11 protein-coding genes and 2 pseudogenes are annotated in these 15,021 nt (G+C 44.1%); 4 read left to right on the forward strand and 9 right to left on the reverse strand.

All coding sequences use genetic code 11. From position 1 onward, the window contains the following. The 3 genes and pseudogenes from AACQ17_RS08515 to AACQ17_RS08525 all read right to left on the reverse strand — a co-directional run. Positions 1–631: pseudogene (locus tag AACQ17_RS08515) on the reverse strand (integrase); the annotation flags it as partial. Positions 632–642: 11 nt separating this feature from the next. After that, the gene (locus tag AACQ17_RS08520; protein WP_094167800.1) at positions 643–3,099 is read right to left on the reverse strand and encodes a hypothetical protein; all 2,457 of its coding nucleotides are present in this window, start codon (positions 3,097–3,099) and stop codon (positions 643–645) included. Positions 3,100–3,103: 4 nt separating this feature from the next. Continuing rightward, entirely contained in the window at positions 3,104–4,510 is a 1,407-nt protein-coding gene (locus tag AACQ17_RS08525; RefSeq protein ID WP_094167801.1) for a tyrosine-type recombinase/integrase, read from the reverse strand. Positions 4,511–4,861: 351 nt separating this feature from the next. Here AACQ17_RS08525 and trmA point away from each other — a divergent pair, with 351 nt between their 5' ends. Next, complete coding sequence (gene trmA, locus AACQ17_RS08530; RefSeq protein ID WP_094146809.1) at positions 4,862–5,971, forward strand: tRNA (uridine(54)-C5)-methyltransferase TrmA; 1,110 nt, start codon at positions 4,862–4,864, stop codon at positions 5,969–5,971. Positions 5,972–6,010: 39 nt separating this feature from the next. Here trmA and AACQ17_RS08535 read toward each other — a convergent pair whose 3' ends face one another. After that, on the reverse strand, positions 6,011–6,202 hold the full coding sequence (locus AACQ17_RS08535) for a hypothetical protein (protein ID WP_017042077.1): 192 nt from the start codon (positions 6,200–6,202) through the stop codon (positions 6,011–6,013). A 453-nt stretch (positions 6,203–6,655) separates the two neighbouring features. Here AACQ17_RS08535 and AACQ17_RS08540 point away from each other — a divergent pair, with 453 nt between their 5' ends. Both AACQ17_RS08540 and AACQ17_RS08545 read left to right on the forward strand, forming a co-directional pair. Beyond that, on the forward strand, positions 6,656–9,757 hold the full coding sequence (locus tag AACQ17_RS08540) for a beta-galactosidase (RefSeq protein ID WP_094146808.1): 3,102 nt from the start codon (positions 6,656–6,658) through the stop codon (positions 9,755–9,757). Further along, a pseudogene (locus AACQ17_RS08545) lies at positions 9,747–9,901 on the forward strand (substrate-binding domain-containing protein); the annotation flags it as partial. The gene AACQ17_RS08540 and the pseudogene AACQ17_RS08545, both read left to right, overlap by 11 nt. 15 nt (positions 9,902–9,916) lie before the next feature. Here the strand turns inward: AACQ17_RS08545 and AACQ17_RS08550 are convergent. Genes AACQ17_RS08550 through AACQ17_RS08560 form a run of 3 tightly spaced genes read right to left on the reverse strand, consistent with a single transcriptional unit; the run spans position 9,917 to position 11,149 of the window. Next, a complete protein-coding gene (locus AACQ17_RS08550) occupies positions 9,917–10,294 on the reverse strand; it encodes a YijD family membrane protein (RefSeq protein ID WP_013855478.1) in 378 nt (125 codons plus the stop codon). Beyond that, complete coding sequence (gene fabR / locus AACQ17_RS08555; RefSeq protein ID WP_017048583.1) at positions 10,294–10,935, reverse strand: HTH-type transcriptional repressor FabR; 642 nt, start codon at positions 10,933–10,935, stop codon at positions 10,294–10,296. Before fabR ends, AACQ17_RS08550 begins: the two co-directional genes overlap by 1 nt. 58 nt (positions 10,936–10,993) lie before the next feature. Then, positions 10,994–11,149, reverse strand: a complete 156-nt coding sequence (locus AACQ17_RS08560) for a hypothetical protein (RefSeq protein WP_339366206.1) — start codon at positions 11,147–11,149, stop codon at positions 10,994–10,996. Positions 11,150–11,221: 72 nt separating this feature from the next. Between AACQ17_RS08560 and sthA the strand changes: the two genes are divergently transcribed. Beyond that, positions 11,222–12,622: a Si-specific NAD(P)(+) transhydrogenase gene (sthA, locus tag AACQ17_RS08565; RefSeq protein WP_017048582.1), complete on the forward strand. Its 1,401-nt coding sequence runs from the start codon at positions 11,222–11,224 to the stop codon at positions 12,620–12,622. 103 nt (positions 12,623–12,725) lie between these two features. On the opposite strand, the gene dinF is transcribed toward sthA, so the two are convergent. Together dinF and AACQ17_RS08575 are read right to left on the reverse strand one after the other, a co-directional pair. Next, positions 12,726–14,069, reverse strand: a complete 1,344-nt coding sequence (gene dinF, locus AACQ17_RS08570; RefSeq protein WP_094146807.1) for an MATE family efflux transporter DinF — start codon at positions 14,067–14,069, stop codon at positions 12,726–12,728. A 62-nt stretch (positions 14,070–14,131) separates the two neighbouring features. Further along, complete coding sequence (locus tag AACQ17_RS08575; RefSeq protein WP_094146806.1) at positions 14,132–14,950, reverse strand: class I SAM-dependent methyltransferase; 819 nt, start codon at positions 14,948–14,950, stop codon at positions 14,132–14,134. Positions 14,951–15,021 lie beyond the last annotated feature (71 nt).

Genomic DNA, 15,021 nt, shown 5'->3' on the forward strand with positions numbered 1-15,021 from the left:
TCACCAATCTCCCCTCGGGATCTTCAGTCTTTTCGTTAAACAACTTATGACTCAAGTGTGAAAAATTAACCTTGAAGGGTAGTAACACTTTTAAAGAGAGAAAGGAGTTTAATCCTTTAAATACATCGGATTTAGACATATCAAAACACCCTTCATCAACCAAAATTTCTAGGCGTTCTTGGTTTAACTCCTCAAAAGAAGTAATGCCACGCCTAATCAGTTGAGCGATATTATTTCGCAGGATTGCTATTTTGTTTTTTATAGAAGCCAACTGAATGTTCTTACCTGAAAACCACATCTCAGCTAATGCCATGCACTTCATTTGATTAACTAGGTTGCGTTCATTTTGATGAAGAATAATAACGTTATCATCTTGCTCAAGATTAATACTAAAGATAAGGTTCGTTGTGGCTTTTCCTTTGAAATCGGACTCTTTAAATGGCCATACATCTTCAGAAAACAAAATAGTCTTTTTTTTATCTTGATAGATCACGCTTTTTTCTAACTCATCCCAATCACCTCGCAGTAGTGCAGGGAAAAGTACCTCCTGCAAATAGTCTTTGCGACCATCAATTGAGCGCATTGTCTCTAAGGCTAAATCCAAATCTTGCGAATTTTCAAAATCCAACATAGGAATACTCCTTATAAATATTGAGTGACAGAAGACAACGAATCAAAAAGCGGATAACGCCCTTTTTCTTCAAGTAAATCCTCTGCTTTCTCAATAGTTTCAAGTGGCAGGTCTTTTAGGTGAAGTTGAAACTGTTCTATTTTCAACTGGATGATAGCTGCACGCTCTGGATATTGGTCAATACCTTCCTCTAACGCTTCGAGAAAGCTCAGTAATTTATAAATAGCATAAGGGTCATCAACAAGTTTGGCGCTTTTACAAAAAATACAGAGATCGTACTGATAGCAGGTGATGTCCTGCCCTTCTTTTATTATCCCTCTTTTTTCTGCAAATTTACGAGCTGCATAATGCCAATCTTTCTCGTATACCAAATCAACTTTACCGTTGCAATCGATGCCATTCGGGTTCGTTGGTTGATTGCGTTTTTTCCAAACCCCATACTCCAAGATCGGAATTTCTAACTCTTTCTTGACCAACGCTACGGCTTCGTTGCGTGTTTTGCCTTCGGCAATATAACTTAATGCCAGCATCCCTTGTGATATTTGCTTTTTATTTGATACAGGATGCCCGTTGCGGTATCGTTTTTGTGCTATATCAAAGCTATGCTGTAAAATCTTTTGGGCAGTCACCCCATCTTCTTCTGGTTTGTATTCTAAATCCGAGTGAGTAACACGAATTCGGCCAGAGGTAATATTTAAAAAGTAATTACCATAACCAATACCAAGCTCACTTAACATATATTGTGTAATTGGCACCTCTCCTTCCAGCCACTGATAAGTTAATGATTTACTTCCAAAAGGCACTAGAAAAGGGGGCTTTTTTGCTCTACAAAAACCATAGCTATCTTCCTTGGGGAGCGGGTTTCTCGTTGCGGCATAACACTCAACTGATTGAAGAAATGGGCGATATTTGGCTGCAACAGTAAATTCACCTTTTGAGCCATCTAAGTATTTAAAAGAAACCGTAATATCGCCATCATAATTTTTTTCTGAATAGCTCAATGGAATCAGTGCATTCCTCAGTGAAACATCAGTCATACATGAAAGAGCAGCATAAGCAATGCGGTTTGCTCTTTTTGTTCTCGCCATTTTATCAATTTTGATAACCTGTTTATTCATTACCCATACATTATCTTCTCGTTGAGTCCAGTTAAAAGCTGTCATCTTTTGATATTCAACAATATCAGTGTAGGTTTTTACTAAATGATCAGTTAAGTCACCCCTGTAATTTGAAAGCAAATTTAAGTTCTGTGATAAGTGTTGTAAAGCAGCACTCACGTGAACCTTAGTTTTATCACCTTGGTTATTTAGAAAATATATCAAGGTGTCATGAGGGTCATTACTGTAGCTTTTTGAAAACACTTCTAGCGTTTGGAGAAAAGTGATGCCATCAATAACGCCAACGGTGTCACGCTTATTAATATCGGCAACAATAAACCCAGCCTCTTTATCACTTGCTTCGGAATGAAGATTTTCTTCTAGAGATGCAAACAGCGCTTTTACATCTTTGGATGCTCGACCTTTGTAAGCACGGACTTGAGAGATTTTCGATGTACGACCTTCAGCTTTAGATGTAACCACCTTGATAGGGTGTCGAACTTCTTGGATCACTGTGTCATTAAATGCAGTGTAGTAAGCAAACAGGGTATACGCTGCTGCCATACACTGATTAAATGGACTACCAGCACCATCTTTTACGCCCCCGCCACCAACCTTAATTCTGATGTCACGACCATCAACCTGATCAACTAAAATGTCTTCTAGGTATTCAGGTAGAGGAGCTTCTGGGTTGTCCTCTTTAGACGCGATAAGTTGAGTAGCCAAAGAAAAAAAGAAAAGTTGGGTTCGTTTAACTAATGCATACCACTCGCTTCCCTCGTAAGGTATTATTGATGAATCAAGTTTTTTCGATGAAAACGTCTTCATTGTGGCTTGCCATTCTGATACATCGGAATCAAGCACTGATAGCATTAAATCAATATATATCTTTTTTAAAGAAGCAGACGATTCAAGTAAACCTGCCTCTTCTCCATCATGATACTGAAAAGAATATGATTTGGGTTCATTAGCTGCTTTGACTAAACGCCACAATTCTCCCGCATTCCCTGCATAAGCCAAGTATCCAACCTGACTAAAGGGATCAAGCTGTTTAACATCACAAAAATTAATATATTGCTTTAAAGTACTTAATTTACATCTAATAGAGCTTTCACTAGTTTGATTTATTTTCTCTTGCTCAACCCATTTCTTTAGCTTTTGCATCTTCTTTAATCGAGATGGCTTTGCTAATGGTCTTTGTGGGTCGCACGATTCATGGCACCAATCACGAAGGTTATATTTGTTACTGAATGCTACTCCTCTTTGATGTAATTCAAAGTTCAGGTCTAGCGCTGTAACATTACCCTTCACCTTTGGTTGAGTAATGAGTTTATGTTTATTTCTAGGTGCAGCTAATCGACTTTTTGCCATGTGCTTACCTCAAAACTTCTTGTGCAAATTGATTTTTACGCTGTGCGAATTCTGACCAAGTTTTCTCATCATTCATATAGTTAATATATTTTTGGGTAGTAGATGTACTTTCATGGCCCAGAAGTTCAGCCAATTCAGGCATCAGAGCCTCAAAGGGCTTACCTGTTTCAATATGTTTCTTGTACAGCCAATCGGTCGCAAAAGTGGCTCGCAAATCATGTATAACAAAATAAATCTCAAGCCCACTAAAAATCAAATCATTGCGTATCGCTTCCACATGCTTTTGAATTGTGTTTGGTGCGTAAATACTGCCATTAGATTGAACGAATAGATGGTTATGACGCAATAACCCACTTTCAATAGCGTCATTCCTTGCCTTGCTTAGCTTGTACTCATACAAAAGATCCATAACGTAGTCTGGAATTTCTATCGTCCTCTCTTTTCTGTATTTGGTAAGACAACCATTGATTCGCTCACCAATTGGCACTTTCATAACTTTAGATTTTGGCCTATCTACGACAGAAGCAGGGAAAGTTATCAGTTCCTCGAGTCTCACCCCAACCTCCGTTGCCGTGTACAACATTAAGTTTTTAGTGTCAGATGAATTTTCCACATCGATATATCGGTAAAAGGCTTGTTTTTCATCTTCACGCAGAGGACGCAGCTCTCGGATATCAGCATCTTGAGGCTTTTGTCTGTTCTTAAATGGTTTGGTGAGACCCGTCGTATATACGGTAATATCGCCGCGATAACCATTGAGATGTGAGAGCATGTCATGTTGCGCTCTCTTATTTTTGTTCTGTATACGAACTTTCTTAGCTGAAAACTCGAATGGGCGGAAAGTTTTGCAGAGTGGAACTATCCGTTGACGATGAAGGTAGGTGTAGTAAGCAACTACTTTTAGTACATAACTCGAAGCCGTATTTGGAGAACCACCGATTTTTCCATTTTCATCTTCGGTATAAAGATTCTCTAATAAGTAATCACGATATCTAACGACAGGGCTTTCTTCAACTTTCTCTGTGCAGTCAAATATTGTTAATGGACACTTCTCGTCAACCAAAACACCTGTTTTTTTGTCAGTATGTTCTGGAATTTCCATGCTCATCCAACGATAGAAGCTTAGTAACGCATTTGCATGAGATTCGATTGTATCAACGGAAGATATATCTGGATTTGACAAGAGAGAGTGCAGGTATAAATTGACTGGCACTACATTAATGCCATCTGAGTCAACTAAAATTGGAAGTTTATAAATAAATGGTTTTGAATTGTCATTTACCTCATAGATTATCTCTCCACTATCAGGAATAGCCCTACAGGTAAAGGAAGGATATTTATCCGTATTGATCCACATAAGGCAGTAATCAATACCATAGTCCTCTGGAAATGCCTCACTCTGCTCAATCACATTAACACCGAATAACCAAACAATTATGGTGTTACACTAGACCCCCCTTCCTCACTGTGTCTAATTTTTATTCATTTTAATTATTAACTTGTGATATCTAACAAAAATCCCAACCGTAGTTCTGGATTCACACCAGATTCCCTTTTCGGCCATCTATACCGCTAGATAGCACCAGCTGAGGGCGATACTATGGCTCTATTGATAATTTGTCTAGTACTGATTGGTGTCAGCTATTTTTGTTAGCTCGCAATTAATGACTAATTCAGGACAAAACTGGACAAGCGCGAGGGATTGAATAAAATCTGCGCTCTTTATTATTTGAATGCACCATACCCAAGCAAAGGTAATACCATGGCGACTCTTGATGTAAACCCACAACACTACCAGCAACAGTTGGCGGAAAAGACCGAGCGTCTGACCCAAATGTTCGCACAATACAACATGCCTCAGTTGGAAGTGTTTGAATCACCAGAGCAGCATTACCGTATGCGTGCAGAATTTCGAGTTTGGCACGAAGGTGATGAGCTTTATTACATCATGTTCAACCAAGAAACGCGTGAAAAATACCGCGTTGACCAGTTTCCTGCGGCCAGTCGTTTAATTAATGATTTGATGCCACTTTTGGTCGATGCACTTAAAGGCAGCGACTCACTGCGTCGTAAACTTTTCCAAGTCGATTTTCTCTCCACTCTTAGTGGTGAAGTACTGGTTTCTCTGCTTTATCATCGCCAACTCGATGAAGAATGGATAACCCAAGCAAAAGCATTAAAACAGCGTCTCAATGATGAGGGATTCAACCTCAATTTGATTGGCCGTGCACGTAAAATGAAAGTCGTGCTCGATCGAGATTTTGTGATTGAGAAACTGAACGTACATGGTCAAAGTTACATTTATCAACAAGTGGAAAACAGCTTTACTCAACCAAATGGTACTGTCGCACAAAAAATGTTGGAATGGGCCGTTGACTGTACGCAAGAGAGCCACGGCGATTTATTAGAGCTCTACTGTGGGAATGGTAACTTTTCACTGGCATTGGCGAAAAACTTCGAGCGAGTGCTCGCAACCGAATTAGCCAAACCTTCTGTTGATTCCGCGCAATACAACATTGCGGCGAATAAAATAGACAATGTGCAAATCATCCGCATGTCTGCCGAAGAATTTACTCAAGCGATGGAAGGTCAACGTGAGTTTCGTCGTTTACAACAAGCGGGAGTTGATCTCAAAAGCTATCGTTGCAACACCATTTTTGTTGACCCACCGCGCTCGGGTATGGATATCGATACCTGCAAAATGGTGCAAGGCTACGAGCGGATTGTGTATATCTCCTGCAACCCAGAAACCTTAAAAGAGAATTTAGATACTCTATGTGAAACACACAAAGTGACTCGTTTCGCTCTATTCGACCAATTCCCTTACACCCACCACATGGAAGCAGGTGTGATGCTGGAGAAAATTAAATAAGACTTTTAATCGGTATTTAAATTTCGATTTAATCGGCTTTCACGCATTCGTACTGACAACATTACCTATCATGCTGCTCGCTCTGACTAACGGTTTAATCAGGGCGGGCGATGCAGAGCCCATACGATAACCGTTGAGATCGCCGCTTACCTTCTGTCCCCAATGCAGAATCTCTGCATACTCACCCAATTCTACAATCAGTAGAGCCTGCCCACCGGTTAATTCAATCAATGGTTATCTGTCATTTTGTCTGACTTTGAAGCAGGAAATTACATCGCATCACAATGAATCGAGCAAAATAATCAGTGAGCCAAACCAAATTAATGGGAACGTTTACAGATTGATTTTGATATAAACGTCAGATCCAAAGCCAATCTCATCAAGGAAAGTTCATCACTCGCCGTTAAAATTGCTTAAAAGTACATTCCAGAGAGGATAATCACACGAAAGAAGAATAAATCCGTTATTACTATGAAAATGTAAACCCCATCATGGAAACGTTTCCATATCTTATTTACACTAAGTAGCAAGCTAGGACTCAAAAAATAAAACGATTAGCTACTCTATGTATGGCACTGTTTTTGGCCGCGTTAGCGTCGACTACCAGAGCAAAAAAGTCATCCATTACGGTATTCACTACCGTAGTGCAACACGGTTAGAAACAAAAAATCAAGTAGGAAAACCATGAAGGCATTTTCAGATATTCTCCAACGACGTGACTGGGAAACCCCACAATCAGTGAATATTCACTGCTTAAAAGCACACAGCCCACTTTCCAGTTACCGAGATATTGACCATGCCCGTGACGACGTTTACGCCCAACGTCAATCGCTGAATGGCCAATGGAAATTCAAAGTGTTCGACTCGCCCGAACAAGTCGAAGGCGAGTTTATTCAAACCAAATTCAATGATACGAACTGGGATGAAATAACGGTTCCTTCCAACTGGCAGCTACAAGGCTACGACAAACCAATTTACACCAACGTAAAATACCCGTTTGAAGTAAACCCTCCATTCGTGCCCGCCGAAAACCCGACAGGTTGTTACCGCACTACGATTTCCCGCTCAGAAGCCGATCTTGCCAATACCCAGCGCATCATCTTCGATGGTGTGAACTCAGCATTCCACCTATGGTGCAACGGCACTTGGGTGGGATACAGCCAAGATAGCCGCTTGCCTTCCGAATTCGACTTATCACCCTACCTAGTGGCTGGCGAGAATACACTTGCCGTGATGGTGATGCGTTGGTGTGATGGCTGCTACCTAGAAGACCAAGACATGTGGTGGCTAAGTGGTATTTTCCGCGACGTAACTTTGCTTTCTAAACCGCAATACTGCATTGAAGATGTATTCGTCACGCCAGATTTGGATGCGTGTTATCGCGATGGTTCACTATCAATCGTGACGCACATTTCAGCGCCAGATTGTTACCAAGTGCAAGTGCAGCTCTTTGATGGTGAATGCGCAGTGACTGAGCCGCGAATTGATCGACCGCACAACCGCCGTATTGACGAGCGGGGCACATACGATGACGTAGTATTTCAAACATTGCATGTGCGTGAGCCAAACAAATGGAGCGCAGAAACCCCCAATCTATACCGCCTAGTCATTTCCCTATTAGATGAAAACGGCATGCATCTAGAGAGTGAAGCCTATCATGTGGGCTTTCGCAAAGTGGAAATCACTGATGGTCAGTTGAAACTCAACGGCAGGCCTTTGCTGATCCGTGGCGTTAACCGTCATGAGCATCATCCAGAGCTTGGGCATGTGATGACAGAAGAAGACATGATCCGCGACCTCTGTTTGATGAAGCAATACAATTTCAACGCGGTACGTACAGCGCACTACCCAAATCACCCTCGTTGGTACGAACTGTGTGACCAATACGGCTTGTACGTGTGCGATGAAGCGAACATCGAAACCCATGGCATGCAGCCGATGAATCGCCTTTCGAGCAATCCACAATGGACGTACGCATACATGAGCCGCTACACCCAAATGGTGATGCGCGATAAAAACCATCCTTCTATCATCATCTGGTCTTTGGGTAACGAGTCTGGCCACGGCAGCAACCACAATGCGATGTACGCTTGGTCGAAAAACTACGATCCGTCGCGCCCTGTTCAATATGAAGGTGGCGGTGCCAATACCGCTGCAACCGACATCATTGCGCCTATGTACGCCCGTGTGAATACAACGATTGCAGATGAAGCAGTACCAAAATGGCCAATCAAAAAATGGATTTCTCTACCCAACGAAACTCGCCCACTGATCTTATGTGAATACGCCCACGCGATGGGTAACAGTTTGGGGAGTTTTAATGAATATTGGGATGCATTCCGCGAGTTTCCTCGCCTTCAAGGCGGCTTTATCTGGGATTGGGTAGACCAAGGCTTGAGCCAATGGGACGAGAACGGCCAACACTTCTGGGCTTACGGTGGCGATTTTGGCGATAAAATCAATGACCGCCAGTTCTGCATCAACGGGTTGATCTTCCCAGATCGCACTGTGCATCCAACATTGGAAGAAGCCAAATACTGCCAGCGTATGATTCGCGTGTCGCTGCAAGAACAAGCGAAAGGATTCTGTCATCTATTAGTAACTAACGAAAACCTATTTCGTGCAACGGACAACGAGCAATTGAACTGGTCACTTTTGGAAGATGGCAAATTGATTCAATCTGGCTCTGTTGTGCTGAACATCAAAGCCGATAGCCAAGCAACCGTAGATATTGCTTTTGAATTTACACCTAAAGCAGAAGCGCGATACCACTTGAATACTGACATCACCTTAGTGGCTGAAACACTTTGGGCACCCGCGGGACATGTGAGCGCTTCTGAGCAATTTGCGCTACGCAATACCGCAGGTCTCGCCATGCCTAAATTGGAAACACAACCAGCCCCAGCGATAAGCCAGCAAAAAGGCATGATCATAGTCACCAGCCTAGATGAGAAGCATCAATGGTGCTGGGATAGTCAAACAGGCTTGATGATTGATTGGCAAGTCGATGGCAAAGCGCAAATTCTGGCGGCACCGCAAGATAACTTCTTCCGTGCGCCACTGGATAACGATATTGGTGTGAGTGAAGTGGATAACGTAGATCCAAACGCTTGGGTATGTCGTTGGGATATGGCTGGTATTGGCCAATGGAAACGCGAATGTGTCAGTTGCCATAGCGACATGTTGGCGCATGCCGTGCAAGTAACATCAACTTTCGCTTACCAATTCAACGGTACCGTGCAAGCCATCACCACTTGGACGCATACGCTGAAAAACAGTGGCGAAATGCAGCTGACCGTTGATGTGACACTTGCCGATGATCTGCCACCCATGCCACGTATCGGCTTGGAGCTGCAATTGCCATTGCATGAGCAGGGTACACCAATCACTTGGCAAGGTTTAGGTCCGTTTGAGAACTACCCAGACCGCCTATCTGCAGCACGTTTTGGCTTGCACACGCAAACGCTAGAAGAGATGCACACTCCGTACATTTTCCCAACCGACAGTGGATTACGTTGTGGAACTCAATGGCTGCAAGTGAACGAACTGGCGATATCTGGCGATTTCCAATTTAGTGTCAGTCAATATGCTCAACAGACGCTGGCAAAAGCAAAACACACCTGTGATTTAATGGCAGAAAAAACCATTTATGTGCGCCTAGACCATCAGCACATGGGCGTGGGTGGTGATGATTCTTGGAGCCCTAGTGTGCACAAAGAATTCCAGCTAACTGGCAATAATTACGTTTACCGAATATCGTTCAAACCAATTTCGCATCGTATTTAAAAACGCACCGATAACGGCTATCGCCACTTACAACGATTACGTGGCAGCGGGATGCATGACGCTACGACAAGAAAACGGCGTCCACATCCCTGTGATATGTTTTTGATAGGCTTGGATGACGGTCACATCGCACGCTATATCTACCTAGTCATTGATGACTTAGTCGGTGCGATGGCGACCAAGAAAACCCAATTTTCTTCCAACCCAGAGTAGCAACAACAGCAGTACGAGAATGGCGAAAAAGTTAGAACCAGAATCTGGATATTGTGCTTTGATAAATGCCGAATGACCAAAAGCACCGACAAAGAAACAGGCAAGCGCTACCAATGGAAGATCTTCCGCCACCGGATGGCGCAAATATTCTTGATACAACGCCTGCACAGAAAGCACTAATGCAATCAATGGGAAAATGGAGAACGGAACTTGGCTAATGGTTACCCAAGACAACAAGGCATCGCCGCACATACCTGCGATGAGCGCTAGCACAAGTGTTTTTCTTTCCGAACCACGATGGGTTGTGTTGTTTTCATTCGACATTACTCTATCCCCCCTTTGAGCCGATTACGTTCACGTTCTTTGCGATACCAAAATGCCCCTTTGGCTAGCATTCGCAACTGCATGATCAAACGTTCAGCAAGCTCATCTCGCTCACGTCGATCTAAATCTAAAGCTTCAGCGCCGGAGCTGAACACCAAAATAACGGAAGCTTCGGCCTGAGTTAATGCCTCGTCACGGCCCATGCCTGTCGTCATCAAATACTCGGTGAGCTCTGCGGAAAAGTGCTGTATTTCTCGCACTACCGCGGCACGAAACTCGCAAGAAGTACCTGAGCGTTCTCGCAGTAATAAGCGAAACACATTGGGACTACTTTCAATAAATTCCATGAAGGTTTCAACCGACGTGCGAATCACACTGCCCTCTTTGACAATGCGCTGCCGTGCTTGGCGCATCAATTGGCGCAGCAGTAAACCACCTTCATCAACCATGGTTAAACCCAACTCATCCATATCTTTAAAATGTCGATAGAATGAGGTGGGCGCAATCCCCGCCTCGCGGGCCACTTCTCGTAAACTTAAGTTAGAAAAACTCCGATCGGCACTTAATTGGCTAAATGCTGCATCAATCAATGAACGACGTGTTTTTTCTTTTTGTAATGCGCGAATTCCCATCGATTTCATATTAAGTCGCTTCTCTTTTACTATCTGAGCCATACTATAACGTGATTGAGCACGTTGTCTAAGCCACAACATCGCCTCTTTGGACAAAGTGACCAATTAAACAGTCACCTAACCTAATTTCAATCACTCGCCACAGTAAGATGGGCAAAGCAATAGCATAAAGTGGCATTTTCACCTCTCGAGCGTGATCCTCTCCACTCTCTGATGGCAACATCGTTTACCGCACTGATGGATCAGTTAAAATCTCGCTACAGCAATGTTAAACAAATACAACAAGGAATAGAGTATGGCGAACCAAAACCACTTCGATGTCATCGTAATTGGTAGCGGCCCGGGCGGAGAAGGCGCCGCAATGGGTTTGACTAAAGCGGGGTTTAATGTCGCCATTATCGAAAAAGAGAGTAGTGTTGGCGGAGGTTGTACCCATTGGGGCACCATTCCCTCCAAGGCGTTACGCCATGCGGTCAGCCGCATCATCGAATTCAACAGTAACCCTCTATTTTGTAAAAACAACACCAGTATTCATCTCACTTTTTCTGATATTTTAGGCCATGCTAAATCTGTGATTGATAAACAGACGCGCTTGCGCCAAGGCTTTTACGATCGCAATCAGTGTACGCTGATTTTTGGTAACGCTAAGTTTACCCACAAAAACACCGTGGCGGTTACGCACGCTGACGGCAGCATCGAAAAATACAGCGCCGACAAATTTGTGATTGCGACTGGCTCACGCCCTTATCAACCTGATGATGTTGATTTTACTCATGAACGAGTTTATGACAGCGATTCGATTCTCTCGCTTAAACACGATCCTCGCCACATCATTATTTATGGTGCAGGCGTCATTGGTTGCGAATACGCTTCGATTTTCCGCGGCTTAGGCGTCAAAACCGACCTCATCAATACCCGTGACCGCTTGCTGTCGTTTCTGGATAACGAAACGTCTGATGCACTCTCGTACCATTTTTGGAACAGCGGCATTGTGATTCGTAATGATGAAACCCATGAAAAGATTGAAGGCACTGACGATGGTGTGATCGTTCACTTGCAATCGGGCAAAAAAATGAAAGCCGACTGTATCTTGTATGCCAATGGACGCACGGGCAACACTGACAAATTGAACCTCAAAGCGGTGGGCCTGAATGCCGACTCACGTGGCCAACTGGCCGTCAATCGTAACTATCAAACCTCGGTGGAGCACATCTACGCGGTCGGTGATGTAATTGGCTACCCAAGCCTTGCGAGCGCAGCCTATGATCAAGGTCGATTTGTCGCTCAAGCGATTGCTCATGGTCAAGCGCAAGGGCACTTAATTGATGACATTCCAACTGGGATTTACACCATTCCTGAAATCAGTTCAGTGGGCAAAACAGAGCAAGAACTCACCGCGGCCAAAATTCCGTATGAAGTTGGCCGCTCTTCGTTTAAACACCTCGCACGAGCACAAATTTCTGGCAAAGATATCGGCAGCTTGAAAATTTTGTTTCACCGAGAGACAAAAGAAATTTTAGGTATTCATGTGTTTGGAGAACGCGCGGCTGAAATCATCCATATCGGACAGGCAATTATGGAGCAAAAAGGCGAAGCCAATACCCTCGAATATTTCGTTAATACCACCTTCAATTATCCAACCATGGCCGAAGCCTACCGCGTGGCGGCGTTAAATGGCCTGAATCGATTGTTCTAATCATCGACCTAATTCTGCCTGCTAATGGAATGAAAGCCGCTAACGAGTGCGGCTTTCTTTTTGGTAACCTAGTGAGTGAAGTGCTTAGGGATAGGTTCGGTGATCAAGTGAGAAAAACACCGCGTCGCCATTGTGAGATAAATAGCACACCTAAACTGATGCCGCGCATTGCCATAAAGCTGAGCATCGCCATCCACAGGGCGTGATTACCCAAAGACTGAGCCAGATAGAAAACGCAGAAAAAACTGCACATCGCGACAAACATGCTGTTGCGCATCTCTTTACCTTTGGTCGCGCCGATAAAAATACCATCCAATAAAAAACACCACATCGCGGTTAACGGCATCGCCACCAGCCACGGTAGATAACGGTTAGCCGCTTGCTGAACTGCGTTAATGTCAGTGATCAGCGTGATCAACGCCGATCCCCACACCGCAAACATCACCGTTAACGCTAAACAGATTAGCGCACTCCAGAAAAAACTGCCGATCAGAGCACTTTTGAGCTGCGCCTCACTTTTTGCACCAATCGCTTTGCCAACCATGGCCTCCATCGCATAGGCAAAGCCATCCATGCCATAAGAGATCATCATCAAAAAACTCATTAAGACAGCGTTAGCCGCCACGGTTTGATCACCAAAGGCCGCCCCTTGAAAGGTCATAAAGCTAAACGCCGCCTGCAAACAGAGTGAACGCAGGAAAATATCGCGATTCAATTTCACAAAGCGGCTAAGACCTTGTGTCACTAAAACACCTAGCTGCAGTGGCGAAGGGAGTTGATGCCGCAACCAATAACGCCAAACACACAGTAAACCAAAGCTCATGCCCGCATAATCAGCGATAACCGACGCCAGCGCAGCACCTTCCACTTTCCAGCCGAAACCCAACACAAACAGAATGTCCAACGCGATGTTGGTTAAGTTAGTGATGATTACCATCCACATTGGCGCTTTGGCATTTTGCGTGGCTAACAGCCAGCCGAGCAGTACAAAGTTGGCCAATGCGGCGGGCGCACTCCACGCTCGAATCACAAAATACTGCAACCCATATTGCTTTACTTGCTCACTGGCACTGCTGGCTGAAAAAATCGCATCGCCAATCCATCGATGCAGAATCAAAAACAACAACGCAAATGCCAGTGCCATCAAGAGCCCTTGCAACAAGACTAACGCCAGTTTTTGTGGCGACTGTTCACCGTATGCTTGCGCCGCAAGGCCTGTGGTCGACATTCTTAAAAAGCCGAGTAACCAGAAAGTGACACTGACTACCGTACCGCCAAGCGCCACTCCACCTAAATACCAAGCGTGTTCCAGATGACCAATCACCGCCGCATCAACTAAACCTAACAGCGGTACGGTAATATTGGACAGCACCATAGGTATCGCCAGTAGCAACACTTGTCGATGTACGGAACGGTTCGATAACGTTTGTAAAATAGATTGCAACACGTTGACCTCTCATGGGGGAGAGCAAAGTGTAGCGGAGTGATAGGAGGACGGCTAGCGGTTACTTACCAACGGACATAAACTAAAACGGGTGTTAAGCGCAGCTTGTAAACCATCACCTTACTTAACCAACGTTGCCATAATTTCCAGCGGCCACAATGTTGATCGAGCGGTGAAAACGTTTTTGCCGACGAAGCCCAAGGTAAGACACTGAGTACCGCTTCGGTTGGATTAGCAAAACCATGTCCGTAATGGCCTGAGCCCATTTTCTGACCTAAAGCGGAAGCAGTTTTGTCTCCAGCCAGCATTAAACAAGCCGCCGCATTAGAAAAATGCAAACCCAATGCGCGGATAAAATAGGTGAGTTGCTGCGCCGTACAATCTAATAACGCATGCTCACAAACGATTAAAACGGCTGAGGATTCCGCAATAGGCAATGCATCCAACCACTGAAGATCATCGACACTGCCACACACATGTTGATAACGCTCACTGCGATGAAACAATTTCTGCCGCCACAGCAGGTTTTCGGTGATATCGAGTTCTATCCAATGGCAACGCCCGTTGTCTACCCGATAAAAACGGGTATCTAACCCTGCACCGACATTAATGATCCATCCATCAGGGTTACGCTCAATAAACGCGCGCACTTGTTGATCGCACAATTGCGTTAAGGTCGCATGCAGCAATTGTTTTTGATCGATATCACCGCTTAAACATTCGGGGGCTAAGTGACAGCTCTGGCAGGCCTTTGCAGCGATCGGATCATACACTAACCCGTTATCAACCAAACTTTCGCGGCTACGAAACCACAACGGTTGAACTAAATTGGTTGGAATATGATGACGTGGGGTTAGTGAATGTTTATCGGTAGGCATTACCATCTTCCTTATGTCGCAACTCGATGTAACAACAAAGAAGATGATAATGAATATCAGTTAGAATGACAAGTTAT

It is taken from the genome of Vibrio sp. V10_P2A27P122, from assembly GCF_963874335.1.
GTDB classification, from domain to species: domain Bacteria; phylum Pseudomonadota; class Gammaproteobacteria; order Enterobacterales; family Vibrionaceae; genus Vibrio; species Vibrio anguillarum.

What these genes read in the sequence shown, in the direction of transcription:
- AACQ17_RS08550 (WP_013855478.1), bottom strand. Translation starts at nt 10,294, where the DNA reads ATGTCGAATGAAAACAACACAACCCATCGTGGTTCGGAAAGAAAAACA.
- AACQ17_RS08575 (WP_094146806.1), bottom strand. Translation starts at nt 14,950, where the DNA reads ATGGTAATGCCTACCGATAAACATTCACTAACCCCACGTCATCATATT.
- trmA (WP_094146809.1), top strand. Translation starts at nt 4,862, where the DNA reads ATGGCGACTCTTGATGTAAACCCACAACACTACCAGCAACAGTTGGCG.
- sthA (WP_017048582.1), top strand. Translation starts at nt 11,222, where the DNA reads ATGGCGAACCAAAACCACTTCGATGTCATCGTAATTGGTAGCGGCCCG.
- AACQ17_RS08540 (WP_094146808.1), top strand. Translation starts at nt 6,656, where the DNA reads ATGAAGGCATTTTCAGATATTCTCCAACGACGTGACTGGGAAACCCCA.
- fabR (WP_017048583.1), bottom strand. Translation starts at nt 10,935, where the DNA reads ATGAAATCGATGGGAATTCGCGCATTACAAAAAGAAAAAACACGTCGT.
- AACQ17_RS08560 (WP_339366206.1), bottom strand. Translation starts at nt 11,149, where the DNA reads ATGTTGCCATCAGAGAGTGGAGAGGATCACGCTCGAGAGGTGAAAATG.
- AACQ17_RS08520 (WP_094167800.1), bottom strand. Translation starts at nt 3,099, where the DNA reads ATGGCAAAAAGTCGATTAGCTGCACCTAGAAATAAACATAAACTCATT.